At 53.6% G+C, this 19,131-nt stretch carries 15 protein-coding genes; 11 read left to right on the top strand and 4 right to left on the bottom strand.

The window, feature by feature from the left end:
* Positions 1–129: 129 nt before the first annotated feature.
* The 3 genes from HRQ63_RS04030 to HRQ63_RS04020 all read left to right on the top strand — a co-directional run bounded on the left by HRQ63_RS04030 (position 130) and on the right by HRQ63_RS04020 (position 5,566).
* On the top strand, positions 130–3,249 hold the full coding sequence (locus HRQ63_RS04030; protein WP_172239461.1) for a chitobiase/beta-hexosaminidase C-terminal domain-containing protein: 3,120 nt from the start codon (positions 130–132) through the stop codon (positions 3,247–3,249).
* A gap of 298 nt (positions 3,250–3,547) precedes the next feature.
* Entirely contained in the window at positions 3,548–3,841 is a 294-nt protein-coding gene (locus HRQ63_RS04025; protein ID WP_172239429.1) for a hypothetical protein, read from the top strand.
* A gap of 195 nt (positions 3,842–4,036) precedes the next feature.
* Positions 4,037–5,566, top strand: coding sequence for an MDR family MFS transporter (locus HRQ63_RS04020; RefSeq protein WP_172239426.1), 1,530 nt, complete (start codon positions 4,037–4,039; stop codon positions 5,564–5,566).
* A 415-nt stretch (positions 5,567–5,981) separates the two neighbouring features.
* On the opposite strand, the gene HRQ63_RS04015 is transcribed toward HRQ63_RS04020, so the two are convergent.
* A complete protein-coding gene (locus HRQ63_RS04015; protein ID WP_172239423.1) occupies positions 5,982–7,673 on the bottom strand; it encodes a DUF6138 family protein in 1,692 nt (563 codons plus the stop codon).
* A 296-nt stretch (positions 7,674–7,969) separates the two neighbouring features.
* On the opposite strand from HRQ63_RS04015, the gene HRQ63_RS26255 reads away from it, so the two are divergent.
* From HRQ63_RS26255 to HRQ63_RS03985, 6 genes are all read left to right on the top strand, one after another.
* Positions 7,970–9,352, top strand: coding sequence for a HEAT repeat domain-containing protein (locus HRQ63_RS26255; RefSeq protein WP_172239420.1), 1,383 nt, complete (start codon positions 7,970–7,972; stop codon positions 9,350–9,352).
* Between the two features lie 131 nt (positions 9,353–9,483).
* Positions 9,484–10,221: an alpha/beta hydrolase gene (locus tag HRQ63_RS04005; protein WP_172239417.1), complete on the top strand. Its 738-nt coding sequence runs from the start codon at positions 9,484–9,486 to the stop codon at positions 10,219–10,221.
* 166 nt (positions 10,222–10,387) lie between these two features.
* Positions 10,388–11,425 carry an SPFH domain-containing protein gene (locus HRQ63_RS04000; protein ID WP_172239414.1) on the top strand — a complete coding sequence of 346 codons (1,038 nt, stop codon included), beginning with the start codon at positions 10,388–10,390 and terminating at the stop codon, positions 11,423–11,425.
* Positions 11,426–11,457: 32 nt separating this feature from the next.
* The gene (locus HRQ63_RS03995; protein WP_229714059.1) at positions 11,458–12,480 is read left to right on the top strand and encodes an NAD(+)/NADH kinase; all 1,023 of its coding nucleotides are present in this window, start codon (positions 11,458–11,460) and stop codon (positions 12,478–12,480) included.
* 340 nt (positions 12,481–12,820) lie between these two features.
* Positions 12,821–13,534: a hypothetical protein gene (locus HRQ63_RS03990; protein ID WP_172239411.1), complete on the top strand. Its 714-nt coding sequence runs from the start codon at positions 12,821–12,823 to the stop codon at positions 13,532–13,534.
* 52 nt (positions 13,535–13,586) lie between these two features.
* Positions 13,587–13,871 carry a hypothetical protein gene (locus HRQ63_RS03985; RefSeq protein ID WP_172239408.1) on the top strand — a complete coding sequence of 95 codons (285 nt, stop codon included), beginning with the start codon at positions 13,587–13,589 and terminating at the stop codon, positions 13,869–13,871.
* 71 nt (positions 13,872–13,942) lie between these two features.
* Here HRQ63_RS03985 and HRQ63_RS03980 read toward each other — a convergent pair whose 3' ends face one another.
* Positions 13,943–14,794, bottom strand: a complete 852-nt coding sequence (locus HRQ63_RS03980) for an aldo/keto reductase (RefSeq protein WP_172239405.1) — start codon at positions 14,792–14,794, stop codon at positions 13,943–13,945.
* Positions 14,795–15,008: 214 nt separating this feature from the next.
* Between HRQ63_RS03980 and HRQ63_RS03975 the strand changes: the two genes are divergently transcribed.
* Together HRQ63_RS03975 and HRQ63_RS03970 are read left to right on the top strand one after the other, a co-directional pair.
* Entirely contained in the window at positions 15,009–15,461 is a 453-nt protein-coding gene (locus tag HRQ63_RS03975) for a MerR family transcriptional regulator (protein WP_172239402.1), read from the top strand.
* Between the two features lie 75 nt (positions 15,462–15,536).
* Positions 15,537–16,427, top strand: a complete 891-nt coding sequence (locus HRQ63_RS03970) for a fumarylacetoacetate hydrolase family protein (RefSeq protein WP_172239399.1) — start codon at positions 15,537–15,539, stop codon at positions 16,425–16,427.
* A 63-nt stretch (positions 16,428–16,490) separates the two neighbouring features.
* Here the strand turns inward: HRQ63_RS03970 and HRQ63_RS03965 are convergent, their stop codons facing one another.
* Together HRQ63_RS03965 and HRQ63_RS03960 are read right to left on the bottom strand one after the other, a co-directional pair.
* The gene (locus HRQ63_RS03965; RefSeq protein WP_172239396.1) at positions 16,491–17,183 is read right to left on the bottom strand and encodes a hypothetical protein; all 693 of its coding nucleotides are present in this window, start codon (positions 17,181–17,183) and stop codon (positions 16,491–16,493) included.
* Between the two features lie 350 nt (positions 17,184–17,533).
* A complete protein-coding gene (locus HRQ63_RS03960) occupies positions 17,534–19,090 on the bottom strand; it encodes an ABC-F family ATP-binding cassette domain-containing protein (protein WP_172239393.1) in 1,557 nt (518 codons plus the stop codon).
* Positions 19,091–19,131: the final 41 nt, after the last annotated feature.

Genomic DNA, 19,131 nt, shown 5'->3' with positions numbered 1-19,131 from the left:
AAGATGAAAAATTTTTCAAGTGATTCGTGGGATCTTTCAAGTTGTTAACGCTTACATTGCGATAGCATAAACACGAGAGGAGGAAATCTGTTATCATGAACGGCGAATTCGATTAAAAGGAGAGAGAATATGCAGAAAAGAAAGTCGCTTCGCGCGCGTTCGTTCGGACGTTCCGCTTTGGGAATCCTGCTCGGCCTGTCGCTCGCCCTTCCTGTCGGAATGAAGCCCGATCCGGTATCGGCGGCAGCCGCCCGAACGATCGAGATCGATCCGGATCAAATCATCCAGCAGAATTTCCTGGGCGTCGGCGTTAACCTGATGCCCCAGTCGCTGATGTCGCAAACGCAAAGCTTCGGCTACTCCGACGCGCATTGGGAAGTCGACCGCAAACGCATTTTGACGGCGCAGCCCAAAGTCGCCAGAGTCTGGTTCCAGATCGATTGGATGGAGCCGCAAAAAGGGCAGTACACGTGGGACAGCGACGAAATGAAAGCTTTTTACGCTTATTTGGACGCGTTTAAGGAAGCCGGAACCGAAGTGGAGCTGAATTTCGGCTGGAAAGTCGGCAGCAAAGCCCAATCCTGGTTCGGCATTCCGGGGCAGGAACCGACGACGAGCGCCCCGGCCGATCTCGACGCTTACGGACGTTCCGCGTCGGCGCTGCTCGGCGAGCTGCTGGACGAACGCGGTTACGATAACGTCAAATACTTAACGTTTTATAACGAACCGAACGGCAGCTGGGACTTCGAAGCGCCGGGCGACCAGAAAGCGTATTACGCGCAGATGGTCGCCAAAGTCAGCCAGCAGCTTCAAACGGACGGGCTGAGGGACCGGATCGAAATTTGGGGACCGGAAGAAGTCGACGCTCCCGCCTGGACCGCTTACATGGAGCAAAACGCGGGCGAGCATTTCGACGCGTACAGTTTCCATGTATACGGCGCGGGCTACGACACGCTCGGCGGCGCGATCCAGCAGCGTACCGATGCAGCCGGAGGCAAGCCGGTTCACCTGACCGAGTTCGGCTGGCGGTACGACGATATCAGCGGCTGGGACGCGGGATTCGCGAACAACGTGATCCAAGCGGCCAATTCCGGCGCAAGTTCCGCGCTGGTGTGGCAGATGACGGGAACCTGGACGGCCGATCCGCTCGGCGACGTGAACGGCGCGTACACGATGTGGGATTCCAACGTGCTCGGGCTGAAGCCGAATCGCACGTTCTACGCCGCTTCGCTGCTCAGCCGGTATATCCCGGAGCATAGCGAAGTGATTGCGGCGCAAACCGACGCGGACGACATCCGCGCCGCCGCGTTCAAAACGGGCGAAGGCGATTACGCGGTGCTGGTCGAAAGCAAAGGCGGCGCAGCGAAAAACCTGACCTTCGATTTCGGCGATACCGCGATCAATAAAACGTTCTACAAGCATGCGTACACCGACGACATCGCGCTGGAAGGCAACGCGACGGTTCCGGCCGTATCGGGAACGTTCCAGGCAAGCAGCGCTTTCCAGGATAATTCGTCCGAAACGGATTATTCCTTCGCGATCTACACGACCGAAGAACCGGATACCCAGGTCTCGGTGACTCCGGTCGATCCGTACGTAAAAGGCGGAGAAAGCGTCACGCTGAACGCGGAAGTGATCGACGGCAGCGGGGGCGTCACTTGGAGCGTAGCAGGCCAAAATAACGGCACGGTCAGTTCGGCGGGCGTATATACCGCTCCGGCGATCGCAAGCGAAAAGTGGGTCGCGGTCAAAGCGCAAAGCGCCGCCGATCCGAAAGCCTACGGCATCGCGCTGGTCAAAGTTACGCCGAAAAGCGAAGCCGGACGGGCGGAAGCGCCGAGCTTCAGCTTAAAGCACGGATTATATCCGTCGTCCGAAGCGGTGAAGCTAGAAAGCGGGACGCCGAACGCGCAAATCCGGTATACGACCAACGGCAGCACGCCTACGGCTTCTTCGTCGCTGTACGGCGGACCGATCATTTTGCCGGAAGGCACGACGCAAACGATTAAAGCGATCGCGATTGCGCCGGGTGTGCAAAATTCGGCTGTTTCGTCTTCGCTGTACCGGACGAGAAGCCTTGCTTCGGGACCGGACGGTTATAAGTTCGCGGGCTACGAAGGCGATCAGATTACGTTTTCCGGCACGCAAAGCGTCGCCTACGGCGCGGACGGGCGTTTCGTGTACAAAACGTTGACCGGAGGCGCGACGTTGAACGACGCGACGTTCGGCGGCGATCCGGCTCCGGGTTTCGAAAAACGCGGCTATACCAGCTCCGTCGTGCCGGATGAATATCCGGTCGTGACCGTGATCAACGCGGGCTTCGAGCGCCCGGCGACCACGGGAGCGTCCGGCGGCCCGATGAATAACGGTTGGTCGTTCAAACCGGAATCCGGCGTGCAGGCGAATACAAGCCCGTTCCAGCCTCCTGCCGCGCCGGAAGGCAAGCAGAGCGGTTATCTCAAAACGACCAACGGCGTCGCGGGCGAGTTCAGCCAGTCGGTCTACTTCCCGGCGGGACGCTACGAGCTGACGTTCGAAGCGGCCAAGCGCGCGGGTTACGGGGATCAGACCTTCGATATCTGGTTCGACGATACGAAGATCGGTTCCTACAACATTACGCAAAGCGCGTACGCCTCGTATACCACCGACGCTTTCGACGCGAGCGAAGGCAAGCACGCGATCCGCTTCTCCGCGACGAAAACGCAGGGAGACAACGCCGCGTTCATCGATTCCGTCGCGATCGCGCCGACCGGCAAGGATACGCCGGAAACGCCGGGCGGCGAAACCGCGTTGACCAATGGCGGTTTCGAAGACCCGGTCGTCAGCGGCGCGAAATTCAACTTTACCGCAGGAGGTTGGACGTTCGACAACCATTCGGGCATCCAGCGCAACGGCAAGCCGTTTTACGCGCCCGACGCGCCGGAAGGCGTTCAAACCGCTTACCTGAAAACCGATTCGTCCGGAAGCGGCACATTCAAGCAAACGGCCGATTTCGCGGCCGGTTCGTACCGCATCCAATTTCAGGCTTCCCAGCGCTCCGGCTATCCGGGGATCCAAAAGTTCGATGTTTACGTCGGAACGAACAAAGTCGGTTCTTTCACGCCGGCGTCCGCCCGATTCGAACCGTTCCGAACCGAACCGTTCTCCGTGACGGCCGGCAGCCGCGAAGTCCGCTTCGTCGCCACTTCGACGAACGGAGATAATACGGCGTTCGTCGACGGGATCGAAATCGTTTCGGCCGCTCCTTGATAAAATAGTTTTCTTAGTAAAAAGAAGCCTGCTCTAAGCTTCTCAAAAGGTCGAGAAAATCAAACGTAGCTGGAAGCTAGAAGGCGGAGAGAGAAATTCAGTGTAGGAGCGATAGCGATCGCCTTTGAAGTGGAGAAAATTCCTCTGAAATTTGATTCCTTTTCTCCATTTCAACACGCGACCGAAACGAATTTCTCTCAGAGCCTTACGGCTTCCCTCTCAAACGTAACTTTCTCAATAACCTAAGAAGCCTTCTACAGGCTTCTTAGGTTATTGAGAAAGCTATGGCGAAAACAAAATGACAGAAGAAATCAAACCGAATGCTCCGGAAACGGGCATCGCCAACGCGTTCAAACAAATGCCCGCGAGCGCGAATTTAGCTCCGCGCGAACTGGGTACCGCAATGAAGGAAAGCGTCAATCCGACGATCGAGCACGCAAAAGCCACCGGAAGCGAAAGTATCGTGATGGCGGTCTATGCGCCAAGGTCGCCGGTATTCTCGTCAGTAACGATCAATATTCAGGAAATGAAAGGAACACATACGCTGAATGCTCCCAAAATGAATCCGGCCAATGCCATGCCTTACCGCTGACGCATTCAGAAGACGAATGTTCGTTCTCCCGATCCAAACGATTCAAAATAAAACTCCTCTCAAAAAGGGTGTAATGATGCGTTTACTCGAATCTAAATTCCAATATGCCTAATCTGACATAAAAAATTCTTGACAATGACCAACGGGTCATTTAGTCTTGAAAAGAATTTAAGACAACAAAGGTTGGTGCGCACAATGAGTAATCAAGCAAATACGAAATGGGTGGTCGCGGGACTGCTGCTCAGCATCTTGATGGCGGCGATGGACAATACGATCGTTGCGACGGCGATGGGCACCATTGTCGCGGATCTCGGAGGATTGGATCAATTCGTTTGGGTCACGTCCGCGTACATGGTCGCTACGATGGCAGGGATGCCGATCTTCGGCAAATTGTCGGATATGTACGGGCGCAAGCGATTTTTCGTGTTCGGATTGATCGTGTTCCTGCTGGGTTCCGCGCTTTGCGGACTGGCCCAAACGATGACGCAGCTTAGCTTGTTCCGCGCGATTCAAGGAATCGGCGGCGGAGCGCTGATGCCGATCGCTTTCACGATCATCTTCGACACGTTTCCGCCCGAGAAGCGCGGTAAAATGACCGGGATGCTCGGCGCGGTATTCGGTCTGTCGAGCGTGCTGGGACCGCTGCTCGGTGCTTATATTACGGAAGCAATCAGCTGGCACTGGGTCTTCTACGTGAATGTGCCGCTGGGCGTGCTGGCTTTGTTCTTCATCATCGGCTTTTACAAAGAGTCGGCCGTGCATCGCAAGCAGCAGATCGACTGGGTGGGCGCGGTCACGCTGGTGGTGGCGATCGTGGCACTGATGTTCGCGCTGGAGCTGGGCGGCTCGGACGGTTACGCTTGGAATTCGATCGCGATTCTGGGGCTCTTTGCAGCCTTTGCCGTATTCTTTATCGCTTTCGTGCTCGCAGAACGCAAGGCGGTTGATCCGATTCTGCCGTTCTGGCTGTTCAAGCGCCGATTATTTGCCTCGTCGCAGGTGTTGGCTTTCCTGTACGGCGCGACGTTTATCATTCTTACGGTCTATATTCCGCTGTTCGTGCAGGCCGTTTACGGCGGTTCGGCGACCAATGCGGGATTGATCCTGACTCCGATGATGCTGGGCTCGGTAGCGGGCAGCGCGCTCGGCGGTATTTTCCAAACTAAAATTCCGTTCCGCCGCCTGATGACCGTATCCGTGATTTCGTTCTTCGCCGGGATGGCGCTGCTGGCCTTTATGTCGCCGGATACTTCGCGCGTCCTGCTTACGATCTATATGGTTCTGGCCGGTTTCGGCGTCGGATTCTCTTTCTCCATGCTGCCGACGGCTTCGATGCACAATTTGGAGCCTCAGTACCGGGGAACGGCGAACTCGACCAACTCGTTCCTGCGTTCGTTCGGCATGACGCTCGGCATTACGATCTTCGGCGCGATTCAAAGCAGCGTGTTGGCAAGCCGTTTGAAGGATGCTTTTGCCGGACAGGAAGCGGGAGGTTTCGCGGGGGGAGATCTTCGCAGCGTGTTCCAGTCCGACGTGCGCTCGCAGATCCCGCCGGATATTCTGGACAAGATCGTGAACGCCATGTCCGACTCGATTACTTCGATGTTCCTGTTCGCGCTGATCCCGATTGCTTTGGCGGCTGTCGCGATTGCTTTTATGGGCAATGCGAAGGCGGGCGCGGAAGAATCGAATGGAGCAGAACGGGCAGACGGCTCTCGTTCATAAGCTGAAGAAAGGCTGTTCCCGCTGCATTCGGCGACGGGGACAGCCTTTCTTTGCTCGATATGGTTAGCTTTCCGAGACGTTTGAGAGAAACCAAATGAAATTCCGAGTGCAGGTCGGCAGAGGCGCATGCCCTATTATGGAGAAAACGCCGAGCATATGCGCAACTCCGCGCAAATCGTCAAAATAAATACCCGAGTCGTCGATATATCCGGATGCATAGGGTATGGTGCTTCCGAAATCGGCATAAAAAGGCGGTTCCGCTTCTGACGGTTCATCCAGACCGTATTGTTCGGCAAGTCTTTGCTTGGTTGCGGCATCGATTTCGAAAGCGGAGCTTTGCGAAGGAGCCGGGAGGGACACCAGTAGCATAAGAAGCAGCATGCAGGCTATAGTTATTAACGTTCTTTTTTTCATTCTATGCCCGTCCTTTAACAAGTGTGACCGACTCAAGCGCCGACGCCATATCCGGTTCGGCCTTCTTCATGGTGCGCGCCAACTTGTCCCAACCTCCGAACAATCGATAGATCACAAGCTCCCGTTCATGATCTTCCAGCGGAAGAAGCTGCGCGGATAACCGGCGGGCCAGCACAGGCGTATCGATCAGCGTTTCCTTAATCGGCCGCGCACTCTGACCGCCGCCAAGCACAATCGAAATCAAGATCGGTAACGTACGTTCATTTACCCCTCTTACGGAAGCGAATAGGCCCGCATACTCGTCATGCGCCGATTGGTGCTCGGTATCGACAAGCTGCATGTACCGAACCAGCAGCGAATCGTAATCCTCGCTATGCAGTCCGAGCCCAAGCACCGCGTAGGTGCCCGGCATTACCGACTTTTCGCCTGCTTCGACATCTCCGTACCAGGCGAACTCTTCCATGACCAAATCCGCGTATTCGGCGATTACCGGGAACAGTGCCGGGTATTGCAGCGCATTGGCGAAAAATCGATGCAGGGGCGACTTGGCGAGCTTTTTAAGCGGCAGCCACTGCTTTTCGGTGCTTTTCAGCTTCAAGGCGTAGGCTTTTGGGAATCCCTGGCGCATTAGGTCGCACAGATAATTCAGAGCTTCCAGATATGCTTGCTCTTTTTCGATGTTTAGTTTCAATTCGATGGTCTGAAGCACGTCATTCGCTTTGCCTTGAAAACCACTGCCTTTGCGCGAACTTTCCATATTGCCGCTTCCGGTTTTCAAATAACGCGCTGCCGTATCTGAACCCAGATCGGACGCGTAACGAAGATAGGACAATCGAAGCTGTGGATCGTCGCGGCCTGCCTGAAGCGCCGCATAGAGGAAAAAGTCCAAGGCGTCCGAATGGAGTGTCGGCTGTTCGATGCTGGGCTTGACGCGGAAGCGCAGCGGATACTCGTTCGTCTCATCGAAATAAAGCGGCAAAAATTGCTCTTCGGCCCATCCTTTTAGCGCATGGGCATACTCGCGCTTCCATTCGGCCAGACGCTCGGGATTTTCTTTGAGTTTGCGGCTGAGGCTAAGCGACAGCGTTTCAAGCTTTTGCGGATCGGGAGCACGTTTTTCTTCCGGCAGCAGATCGGGATTCACGAGCAGTCGGGAAAAAAAGAAATAATCTTTGCTTTTCGGACGCGCAGGAGACTCGGATAAGACTTTCGTTTGAATAAAATGCGCCAACGTTTCTTTTAATCCGGCGAGTTTGGCTTCATCGATCAATGCAGCAGTTAGCTTGGATGATGAGGCAGGAGATTCCCTTTGAAAATCCGCGACAAGCTCAAACCGATAATCGAAAAAGCGCGGTCCCATCTCATCCGACAAACGCAGCTCGTTTACTTTTTTCAATAAAGCAGGCCAAAATTCATCATGCAGCATTTCTTCGGTGATGTCTTCGATATAGGGGTCAAGCTCGAACTTGTAAGAACTATCGCTCCATGAAAAAGGTTCATATACGTCAATCGATAAGCGATACGGAGTCTTGCCCCATTTCGGCGTCAGGCGGCTGATCTTCAAATAATTGAAGACGCCGGCTTGAAGAGGGCTCCATTCTGTAATTTCATCCAGACGCTGCCGTTCGCGCGCGTAAATGGAGCAAAGTCGTTTCCAGACCTCCTCCAACAATGTATCGGAAAGATTCGACATCCACATTTTCCTCCTTGCGTATTTTCTTAAATCCTTTACAAAGAAAGGAAAATAGGCCATTTGGAATTTTGCACAAAAGACTCCAACGAGTTACAATCAACCACAGTGGCAAAGACGTGCAACGGTTCCAGCCATTACAAATTGAGATTATAGCATACATACAACCAACAGACATAGATAACGAGGATCGTCAGAGAGACGGAATTATCGCTTCATCGCGGCCGGAGAAGCGAACGGAAGGCGACCGCGCGTCGGGAGTGCGATCACGGTCGGCTTTACTTGGGGAGGGACACGAAGTGAAGAAGCAAGCGCAGTTGGAGCGTATCGTCTGGAAGCTGAAGATGGCAACGCGGCGCGACGATGCTCTCAAAGAATTCGGAGCGAATCGGCACGGTTACCAAATGAACGAACCGCTTGAACTTGAGGCGATTGCCCGGTTCGAAGCCAAGACAGGCATAGCGCTACCGAATGAGTTTTCCGAGTTTTTGCAAGTTGTGGGTAATGGGGGAGCAGGTCCTTATTACGGCATAGCGCCGCTTGATCCGGACAGGATCGCAGCACCTTTGAAGCAAGAATGCCTATTGTCTCCCGGCATGACTCAAGAAGAGTGGGGAGCGATGATCGCTTTCCTGGATGATCCCTCGATCAAGCCCGAAGAGCGGAGGCGACTGCAGCAGGAGCTGTATGGCGGCATGCTTGGCATCGGATCCATGGGCTGGACTTTTGAAATGATGCTGGTGCTGAACGGTCCTTACCGGGGTCGAGTCGTGTATGTGGATCGCAGCTATCAAATTCCCTTTTTTACATATGAAGCGAATTTTCTGGAATGGTACGAGCGTTGGGTGGACGAGATCATCGGCGGTTACGACACGGGCTGGTTCGCGATGGAGCGGGCCGGGGACGACGTGGAGCTCATTGATCTGTATTTGACGAGTCTGGAAGAGAAGGTCAAGGTCAGCGCGATCCAAGGCATGCATAAGCTTCCCAAGCTGAAGCAAGAGACGCTGTCGTTCCTATTCGAACAATGTGCAGACGCGTCTCCGGCCGTGCGAATGGCTGCTCTGGAGATTTTGGCGCAAAAAGAATATGTCCAAGCCCTTGCTTTTCTTGAAAAGGCACTGGCAAGTCCGCTCGCGGAAGAGCGATTGAATGCAGCCAGACAAATTGACGCGTACGGTGAGCCTGGGGGCGGTCAACTGACGTCGCGGCTTGAACGATTGCTGGCTGACGAAGAAGACCACCGTGTGCTGTGTCAGTCTGTCCGCATTCTGGAGCAAGGACCGGTAAATCCGCTGGCGACGCTGATTCTGTTCTTCACGCATCCCGATCCGGATATGCGCCGCGAAGCTGTGTTCCATGCGGGGCGCCTGCCGGGACGGGAAGCGTACGCGATGCAATTCGGACGGGCGTTGGACGATGCGGACGAGGTGGTACGCGAGACCGCGGTAGGCGCGCTTGAAGGGCTGCCTTTGCCGGGATTGTTGTCTCGATACGGCAGATTGATCGCGGAACCTTCTTCCGGAGTCAAACTCCGTAAAGCCGTGCTCCGCCGTCTCGGTGAGTATGGGGAGCAGGCGTATCTTTATTTTGAACGCGCGGCCGGCGATTCCGATCCCGAAATACGCGAAGAAGCCGAGCGTCTATTGAAACAGTACCGGGTCAAAGTAAACAAGACGTGACGGATTTGCAACAAAGACGCGATTAAGCGGTGACGGGCCGGATTCAAAAGGTTGACCGCTTTGCCGATTCGATTCGATAAGCGCTATACTGATAGAAAGCACCGAATCGAAAAGGACGGGAGAGGGTACAGATGGAAGCCTGCCTGCTGATTCACGGTTTTACGGGAGGCGTGCACGAGATGGAGCCGCTTGCCGATTTTTTGGATCAAAAAGGATTTGACGTCAGTACGTTCACGCTTAGCGGTCACGGCGGCAGTCGCAAGGAAATGCAGGATGCAGGCAATCGGGAATGGATCGCCAGCGCCGAAGAACAACTCAAGACGCTGCTCGTCAAACATGACCGCGTGCATCTGATCGGATTTTCTACGGGGGCGTTGATCGCGACGCGCCTTGCGGCTTTTTACAAGGAACGCATCGCGTCGATTACGTTATTGTCCACGCCGGTATTTCCGCTTCATCCGCCGGCGATTGCCCGAACTTTGATGCAACCGCGTATGGTGGGACGTTACATTCGTAACTTTTTTGCCGTTCCGGCCCGGGCCACGCGCGAGTTTTACCGTATCGTGGACGAATCGCTGGAGTGGTACGAAGAAGCAAAGTCTCCGGCATTGATCGTGCAAGGAGCCACGGATCACCTGGTAAAGCCCCGCAGTTCCGCGTATCTGAACGAACATCTGGGATCGGCGGATAAAAAGGTAGTGCTGCTGCCGCAAAGCGGCCATCTGGTCTGCCATTCGCCGAATCAGCTTGAATTGTTCGACGCGGTGCTGGAACATGTGCGGGATCATGCAGCAAATAAACGGGCTTCGGATTCGGCATCGTTGCCAACGGTTGAGGATGCCCGAGAGCGGCAATCGGAGCGCGTTTGAAGGAATTGTCTACTTTTATCGAACCTTGTCCCTGCGGGGATAAGGTTTTTTTATTGGATTTTCTTCGTAACTTTTTGTTAATATCATATTGATAATATCAAAAAACTATGCTATATTTTTGTTAAAGTCGAAATGACAATAACGAAAAAGAAAGCGGGGAAACATCATGTTCGGATTCCGTTTTGCGAAATTCCAGCCTAGCGAGTACGTGATGAAAATTAAGAACGGCAGAGTCGTCAAAGAAGGCGTCGGGCTTGCTTTTCACTATTATGCGCCGACGACGTCGGTCGTGGTCGTGCCGGTCTCGTCGATCGACGTTCCGTTCATGTTCGACGAGATGACGAGCGATTATCAGAAAATTACGGTGCAAGGTCAGCTTATCTACCGGATCGCAGAATATAAACGGATGACCGAAGTGCTGAACTATACCTATGATTTGAAAAAGAACCGCTACCTGTCGGACGATCCGGCTCTGCTCAGTCAGCGCGTCGTGAACATCGTCAAAGTGCGGATCAAGCGCGGTCTGGCCCGTATGCCGCTCCGCGAAGCGATTCAGGCAAGCGAGACGCTGGCTCAAAGCATGCGGCGGGAACTGGCGAACGACGAAGAATTGGCTGCGCTCGGCGTAGAACTGATGGGACTGTCGATTCTCGCCATTTTGCCGAATAAAGACACGATGCGCGCATTGGAAGCCAAAGCGCGCGAAGAGATTTTGCAGGATGCGGATGAAGCGCTATACCGCCGCCGCAACGCTTCGATTCAGCAGGAACGCCAGGTGAAAGAAAACGAGCTGAACACCGAAATCGCGGTCGAGACCAAAAAGCGGCAGATTCGCGAAACGCAGCTTAATGCGGAACAAGCGGTCAAGCAAAAGCGGCACGAGATGGAAAAAGAGCAGCTCAGCTTCGATATCGGCATGGAAGAGCGCAGGCAGGAGTTGATCGGTCTGGAAACCTCGAACCAAAAAGTAGCCGCCGACGCCAAAGCGTACGAGCTGACCGCCGTCATGAAATCGCTGGAAAACGTCAATCCGAACGTGCTGCAAGCGATGGCGAATATGGATATGAAGCCGGATAAACTGATCGCGATCGCGTTCCAGGAAATGGCCGGCAACGCGGAGAAAATCGGTCAGTTGAATATTACGCCGGATCTGCTGCAAGGACTGATGGGCGGACAGGCGGCGAAAGGGGTTGCGCAGCGATGAGCTTTTTCGGGAACAGGGACAGGGAAGCGAAAATGCGGCAATCTTCCTTCGACGCGCCTGGCCGGAGGGGAGCGGATTCCCGTCACGGACAGACATTCGGCAGCACGGCGGCGGGCGCTCCGGAAACGGAGGCGAAGATCGTGCTGGTGAAGCGCCGGACCCGGCTGGAGGAGCTGGTGGTTCGGTACAATACCATCCAACAGGCGCAGTTCTACGTAGAGCGGCTGGGGGCGGATTTCGGCGACTATATTCGCGAAGATCGGGTCTACCGCGCGGCGCTGCATCAGGCGACGGAGTCGCTGAGCGTAGTCGGGCGCGTGCAGCACGTGGATCGCGAGCATGTGCCGAATTTCATTTTTGGGGAAAAAGACGTGGTCGTGGTGCTGGGTCAAGACGGTCTGGTCGCCAATACGCTCAAATACGCGGCTTATCGGCCGTTGATCGGCGTCAACCCGGACCCGCAGCGGTGGGACGGAGCGCTGCTGCCGTTCAAGGTCGGGGAATTGCAGTCGGTGGCCCGCGATATCCTGCGCGACAAACGCCCGGTCAAAGAAGTCCGGCTGGCGCAGGCGGAGTTGAACGACGGGCAGGTGCTGTACGCGGTTAACGATCTGTTTATCGGGCGCCGGACGCACGTATCCGCCCGTTACGAGCTGCGAATAAACGAGGCCGCCGAGCAGCAGTCGTCGAGCGGAATCATCGTGTCGACCGGAATGGGCTCGACCGGCTGGCTTCGCAGCGTGCTGGCCGGAGCCGCCGGGATTGCGTCGGGAGCGGCCGGACAACCCGCGCAAGCGTTGACCCCGGATGCTTCGTTCGGTTGGGATTCGCCTTATCTGTACTTCAGCGTGCGCGAACCGTATCCGAGCCGAGCAACTTCCGCGAATCTGGTATTCGGCAAAATCGACGAACGAAGCCCGCTTCGGATCATGTCGCAGATGCCGGAAAGCGGCGTGATTTTCAGCGACGGCGTCGAAGACGATTACCTGGAGTTCGGTTCGGGAGTCGAGGCTTCGATCACGGTAGCGGAGCGGCGGGGACTATTGGCGGTATAACAAAAAGGCTTTCCCTTCCGGGAAAGCCTTAGGCTGTCGAGAAAGTGGCTTCGATGCGGGAAGCGAGCCGACTCCGAGAAAAATTCGTTCCGGTCGCGTGTTGAAATCGAGAAAAGGATTGAAATTTTAGCGGGATTTTCTCGATTTCAAAGGCGAGCGCTATCGCTCCTTCACTGAATTTTTCTCTCCGCCGTCTCCCTTCCAGTTGCGTCGGACTTTCTCGACGCGTTGAAGCTTTCCCTTCCGGGAAAGCCTTTTTGTTTTTTCTGGATTTTGGGTAAATATGGAGTATCCCTGAAACAGCATTGGCTGAATACGAACAAGAGAAGGGAGAGCGCTTATGCAGAATCCGATACGGATTTATGTGCTGATCAAGTTCGGAGAACGACGTTTCATGGAACAATTTCAACGCGGCCGGCTTCATTTTCAATGCCTGAGCGCTTTCAAAAATCCGGAACCCGACGAATCGGGACGCAACGATCCGTTCGAAGCGGCTTCCGCTATCTACAATCCGGAAAATTATAAAGTTTATGTCGGAGGCAAACCGTTGGAAGACTTGGAAGGGCCGATCGTATTGCAGGAAAACGAAGCGGACCAACAATATTCGCTCAGTCTGCACGGCATCACGAACAAGTCTTTGCGGCGCTACTCCGAAGGGGAAGAAGAGCATTTGATCCATCCTCGGAACGAAAATTTCGGCGATTACGCGGTCGTCGTCACCGATCCGAAAGCTTTCAAAGAGCGAGTCGCGGAAGCCTGCCGCAAAGCGGGTTTCGGACTGCGGGAAGGGATGGTCGCATACCACGAGTTGGATACTTTTGCCGGTACGTGGGGATATTTTCGCAAACCGAAAGAATACGAATACCAATCGGAATACAGGCTGCTGTTGGATTTGGAGAAAGCGGATGAGCATCATATTTTGGAAGTCGGAGACCTGTCCGATATCAGCGAAGTCGGTCCTTACCGACAATTGATTCCCCGAATCCGACGCAAGATCCGCGAAGAGTTCGGCGAGCTTCCGGTCAGAGACGGACACCAGGAAGCCGGAAAATAACGAGACTCGACAAAAGAACATATGTTCGATATACTGAGAGGAGACCTTATACATGGAGATGCATAATATGAAGGATGAATTTCTGAAGGACCTCCACGAGTTGGAACGCAACGACGAGGATCGCTCCAAGCTGCTGATGAAAGGAATCAAGAAGACGCTGGCCGAACGCCAGTCCGCGAACCGGTTGGAGCGTTGGTTCCGGCGCAAGCGGAAAAAGAAGGTTGAAGCGTGGCATTCGGAGCCGCAGCCAACCGAACCCGAACCGAACGTCGATCGACAAGAGCCGACCCGGGACAACAAATACAGGGAGAACTCTTACAAGACAAGAACCGAATAAGCGCGAATTACGCATAAATACGGAAAGCATCCGCAGCTGCCTAAGCAGAAGCGGATGCTTATTTTTTACGATTACAGTTCGACCCTCAGCGTACCCAACAGCTTGGCGAATTCGGGATCGTGATAAGACATGAACAGCGTCTGATGCGTATCGAGGGCGGCGATTTGCGCAAGCTCGTCCGCGCTCAACTCAAAATCGAAGATATCGAAATTCTCGATGATGCGCTCTTTGTTCGCCGATTTGGGAATGGCGATAACGCTGCGTTGAGTCAGCCAACGCAAAATCACTTGAGCAACGGATTTTCCGTGCCGATTCGCGATGGCGGTCAGTGTCTCGTTTTCGAACATATTACCCAGGCCTTCCGCGAAAGGCGCCCAAGATTGATGCTGCACGCCTTGCTCGGCCATGAATGCGGAGTTTTCGGCTTGTTGGTAAAAAGGATGGGTTTCGACTTGGTTGACGGCCGGAATCACTTCATTATGCACGATCAGGTCCATCAGGCGGTCGGGAAGGAAGTTGCTGACGCCGATCGCTTTAACCTTTCCTTCATGATACAGTTCTTCCATTGCGCGCCAAGCCCCGTAATAATCGCCGAAAGGCTGGTGAATTAGGTACAGGTCCAGATAGTCCAACTGGAGTTTTTCCAAAGACTTGGCGAAGGCGGATTTAGCGCTCTCGTAGCCTGCGTCCTGAATCCAAAGTTTGGTCGTGATAAACAATTCTTCGCGCGGTACGCCGCTGCGTTTGATCGCACGGCCTACCGCTTCTTCGTTCATGTAGCCCGCGGCGGTATCGATCAAACGATAGCCGGTTTTCAGCGCTTCGTACACGGCATTCTCGCACTGCTCCGCATCCGGAATTTGATAAACGCCGAAGCCGAGAAGAGGCATTTTGACGCCGTTGTTCAATGTTACGGTTTGCATGGGAATTCCTCCTATTGGGTGAATGTGGGAAAGCGATCGGTTCCGAACGAAAAATGCTTTTCAGGTACGCAGGCGCGCTGGATGCTTTTGCGGCAGCGTACCAATCGGCGAATATTTTCGCTTCGGGTCGATTTGCTTTACAATAAGCTTAAAGCCTTCGTGTTACACGAAGGCAAGCGATATTTCGAATTTTTTTTAGGAGGAAGAACATCGTATGCATACTGTCAAAGAAGCGGCGCAGATTACAGGATTGACCGAACACGCGATCCGTTTTTATACGGATAAAGGGCTCGTGCCGACTGTACGGCGCAGCGAGCATAATGTGCGGCTGTTCGATGAACAATCGATCAACTGGTTGTTCGGCGTTCGGTGCTTGAAGCAGTCCGGGATGCCGATCGAGGCAATCAAGACGTATATCGATCTTTGCCTTCAAGGCGATCCGACCGTTCCCGAGCGAAGCGCCATGATGAAAAAGCACGGGGAAGAAGCGCGTCGGCAGCTGGAAGAAGCGAAACGTCACGTGGCTCATTTGGAAGAGAAAATGTTGTTGTACGAAGAGATACTGGCAGGCAAAACACCCGATACGACAAATCCGGCAACTTGGGAGCGAATGCGGTATATGCATGGAGATGTATTTTACGCTTCAACCGTTTTGCAGGAAAAATGATACTACAAAAGAGAGTGCAGTTTCGCGCGAACCGATCGAAGCTGCACGAGATAAAGCGAAACGGGAGGGAACGGAATGAAATTTGCTAATGTGGAACGCGGCGGCCGGCCGTTGGTTGTTCTGATCAATGAAGGGAAAATCGTGCCGCTCGGCGCGCTCACTCCATGGTTGGAAAAAGGAACAACATTGCCGACGACCACGGATGAGCTGCTGAAATCGCCGGAACGAATCGCGTCTATTCGCAATGCGTGGGAGCGTCTGGGGCCGGATCGTTCCAAATTCGAATCGAAGCAGCAAACCGAAGTCCGCTTTCTGCCTGCCGTGTTGCATCCGGGCAAGCTGGTCTGCATCGGGTTGAACTACAAAAAGCATGCGGAAGAAACAAATATGCCTCTGCCTAAGCAACCTGTCGTGTTCAGTAAATTCTCTGACTCGGCAGCTGCGCACGGAGACATTATTCCTTACCCTTCCGAAACGAAACAGCTTGACTATGAAGCCGAGCTTGCCATCGTGATCGGTCGTACCGCATCCAACGTCAGCGAAGAAGAAGCGCTCGATTATGTCTTCGGCTACTGCTGCGCAAACGATCTGTCGGCACGCGACTTGCAAATGACTTCCGGACAATGGTTGCTCGGCAAAACGGGCGACGGATTCGCTCCGATCGGCCCTTATATCGCTACCGCCGACGAAATCTCCGACCCTGACGCTTTGCGCATCTCGGCGCGCATTAACGGCAAAACCGTTCAAGATTCCAACACTTCCGACATGATTTTTTCCTGCCGGGAAATCATCGCTTATATCTCCAAACATTTCACGCTGCGCCCGGGCGACGTCATCTTGACCGGCACGCCGGAAGGCGTCGTGTTCGGCCAGCCGGAAACCGCTCGCGTCTGGCTTAAAACCGGCGACGAAGTGACGATCTCTATCAAAGGCTTGGGCGAGTTGACCAACACGATCGGCGAATAAACCAATCAATCTTAAGGCGTAAAAGAACAGCTCTTAAACAGAACTGTTCTTTTACGCTTGTTTTCAAGGATTTAACCCGTATTTTTCCAACACCTCTTTTTGAAATTCGCTATGCTTCTCTTGTATGGAATCAGCCATGACAGCAAGTTCCGAATTTCCGTCTTCTTCTATGGCAAAGCGACCGTTGTTCATATTGATTACGCTGTACCGACCGTACGTGTTTTTGCCCAGGAAAATGATATACGTTTTTCCTTTTTGAAGTTCTACGTAATCTTCGACCGTAAGTATTGTTTTGACGCCGTCTTGTTTAATGATCGAAATAGGTTCGATGATTCGAATAACATCCTCTAACTCGACGTCTTCTTCATTTTTGATTACGCGTTCGATCTTGAAATCGGTCAACGTCGAAATATCTTGAATATGCCCGTCCGCATAATAAGTATTAGTAGAAGCCCGTTCCACAAAATCTTGAGTCGGCGTACCGATCAAAATAAGGTCGGATGCTTCATCTAACTCATCCACTTTGGCATACCCGACGAAAGTAGCCATGGCATTGACCGTCTCCAAGCCTGTTGTTTTAGAAATATTTTCGTCCACTGAACCTTCTTCCTCCTGCGCTTCGCCCGTCTCTTGCATCGAAGCGGAATCGGCATTCGAAAGACCGTCCTGTTTCTCCGCTGCGCAACCCGCCAACCCTAACAATAAACCCATCCCGCCTATAACCAAAAGTCGCTGAATCCTTTTCCGTCTCCCCATCTTTCGACCTCCTCTTATAAACGTAACGTCTTTACCTACACATGAGTTCTCTGCAGCTTATTTAGTCGTCGTTCATCCGTTAAGACGATTCCCACTAGCCAACTTTATTTATACGCAAAAAGGCCCCCTTTCAAGGAGCCTTTCCGCATTTCATCTACATCCATACATAGATGAAGATTTTAAAAGTTTTATTCGGTTCGAAGCGATAGGCGGAGGGGTAAATTCAGTGAAATACGCCTTTGAACTCGGAAAATTCCTTATTTAAATCCAATCCCTTTTCCGAGTGAGACAGCGTCTTGAACGAATTTCCCCCGCAGCCGACCCGGCTTCATTTCCGAATAGGACCTAACTTAGAAAACCTTCGTCGTCCAAGACTCACAATTCCACGTCTCCGTCACGATATCCTTGTAAAACTCAGGTTCGTGGGAGATCATGAGGATCGTGCCTTTGTAAGCCTGCAACGCGCGCTTCAGTTCATCTTTCGCATCGACGTCCAAGTGGTTCGTAGGCTCGTCGAGTACCAGAATGTTCGTTTCGCGATTGATTAGTTTGCACAGACGGACTTTCGCTTTTTCGCCGCCGCTGAGTACCGTGATCTTGCTCTCGATATGCTTCGTCGTCAGGCCGCATTTGGCCAGCGCCGCGCGCACTTCGAATTGGCTGAGCGAAGGGAACTCGTTCCAGATCTCTTCGATGCAGGTGTTGGAGCCGTCGCCTTTCATTTCTTGTTCGAAGTAACCGATTTGTTGATGCTCGCCGCGCTCGACCGTGCCGTTAATCGCTTGGATCTCGCCGAGAATGCTGCGCAGCAGCGTCGTTTTACCGATACCGTTGGCGCCGACGAGCGCGATTTTTTGACCGCGTTCCATTTTCAGATCGAGCGGGCGGGACAGCGGTTCGTTATAGCCGATGACCAGGTTTTTCGTTTCGAAGATCAGTTTGCCCGCCGTACGGCCCACTTTGAAGTTGAACTGCGGCTTCGGACGTTCCTGAGCCAGTTCGATCACGTCCATCTTGTCCAGCTTTTTCTGACGGGACATCGCCATGTTGCGGGTCGCTACGCTGGCTTTGTTGCGGGCCACGAAGTCTTTCAACTGGGAAATCTCCTGCTGCTGACGCTTGAACGCCGATTCCAGCTGCTGCTTTTTCATCGCGTAGACTTCTTGGAAATAATCATAGTCGCCGACGTAGCGGTTCAGCTCTTGATTTTCCATATGGTAAATGATGTTGACGACGCTGTTCAGGAACGGAATATCGTGCGAGATCAGGATGAACGCGTTCTCGTACTCTTGCAGATAGCGCGTCAGCCAGTTGATATGCACTTCGTCCAGATAGTTGGTAGGCTCGTCGAGGAGCAGGATGTCCGGCTTCTCGAGCAGCAGCTTGGTGAGCAGAACCTTCGTGCGCTGTCCGCCTGACAGGTCGTTGACATCTTTGTCCAGGCCGACGTCCGTCAAGCCGAGTCCGCGGGCGGTCTCGTCGATTTTGGCGTCGATCAGGTAAAAGTCCTGCGCGGTCAGCGTGTCTTGAATCGTGCCGACCTGCTCCAGCAGTTCTTCCAGCTCCTCCGGAGTCACGTCGCCCATGCGTCCGTACATATCGTTCATTTCCTGCTCCATATCGAGCAGGTATTGGAAAGCGCCTTTGAGCACGTCGCGAATCGTTTGGCCTTTTTCCAGTACGGCATGCTGATCGAGGTAGCCGACGCGAACGCGTTTCGACCATTCGACCTTGCCTTCGTCCGGCTGGAGCTTGCCCGTCACGATATTCATGAACGTGGATTTGCCTTCGCCGTTGGCGCCGATCAGGCCGATATGCTCGCCTTTCAGCAGGCGGAAGGAGACATCTTTAAAAATTGCCCGGTCGCCGAAGCCGTGGCTCAGTCGTTCTACATTTAGTATACTCATTAATGAAAGACACCTTTTTCTGTTAGATTTCGATTAAAACT

Origin of the sequence: Saccharibacillus endophyticus, from assembly GCF_013185185.1 — a bacterium.
In the GTDB taxonomy this organism is placed as follows: Bacteria; Bacillota; Bacilli; order Paenibacillales; family Paenibacillaceae; genus Saccharibacillus; species Saccharibacillus endophyticus.
The sequence above is the reverse complement of the archived record's forward strand: the minus strand, read 5'-3'. Positions and strand labels throughout refer to the sequence as shown.

Excerpts from the sequence above, each read along its gene's own strand:
- HRQ63_RS03975 (WP_172239402.1), top strand. The coding sequence starts at position 15,009 with ATGCATACTGTCAAAGAAGCGGCGCAGATTACAGGATTGACCGAACAC.
- HRQ63_RS04020 (WP_172239426.1), top strand. The coding sequence starts at position 4,037 with ATGAGTAATCAAGCAAATACGAAATGGGTGGTCGCGGGACTGCTGCTC.
- HRQ63_RS03980 (WP_172239405.1), bottom strand. The coding sequence starts at position 14,794 with ATGCAAACCGTAACATTGAACAACGGCGTCAAAATGCCTCTTCTCGGC.
- HRQ63_RS03995 (WP_229714059.1), top strand. The coding sequence starts at position 11,458 with ATGCGGCAATCTTCCTTCGACGCGCCTGGCCGGAGGGGAGCGGATTCC.
- HRQ63_RS03965 (WP_172239396.1), bottom strand. The coding sequence starts at position 17,183 with ATGGGGAGACGGAAAAGGATTCAGCGACTTTTGGTTATAGGCGGGATG.
- HRQ63_RS03990 (WP_172239411.1), top strand. The coding sequence starts at position 12,821 with ATGCAGAATCCGATACGGATTTATGTGCTGATCAAGTTCGGAGAACGA.
- HRQ63_RS04005 (WP_172239417.1), top strand. The coding sequence starts at position 9,484 with ATGGAAGCCTGCCTGCTGATTCACGGTTTTACGGGAGGCGTGCACGAG.
- HRQ63_RS04025 (WP_172239429.1), top strand. The coding sequence starts at position 3,548 with ATGACAGAAGAAATCAAACCGAATGCTCCGGAAACGGGCATCGCCAAC.
- HRQ63_RS03960 (WP_172239393.1), bottom strand. The coding sequence starts at position 19,090 with ATGAGTATACTAAATGTAGAACGACTGAGCCACGGCTTCGGCGACCGG.
- HRQ63_RS04015 (WP_172239423.1), bottom strand. The coding sequence starts at position 7,673 with ATGTCGAATCTTTCCGATACATTGTTGGAGGAGGTCTGGAAACGACTT.
- HRQ63_RS03985 (WP_172239408.1), top strand. The coding sequence starts at position 13,587 with ATGGAGATGCATAATATGAAGGATGAATTTCTGAAGGACCTCCACGAG.
- HRQ63_RS03970 (WP_172239399.1), top strand. The coding sequence starts at position 15,537 with ATGAAATTTGCTAATGTGGAACGCGGCGGCCGGCCGTTGGTTGTTCTG.
- HRQ63_RS04030 (WP_172239461.1), top strand. The coding sequence starts at position 130 with ATGCAGAAAAGAAAGTCGCTTCGCGCGCGTTCGTTCGGACGTTCCGCT.
- HRQ63_RS04000 (WP_172239414.1), top strand. The coding sequence starts at position 10,388 with ATGTTCGGATTCCGTTTTGCGAAATTCCAGCCTAGCGAGTACGTGATG.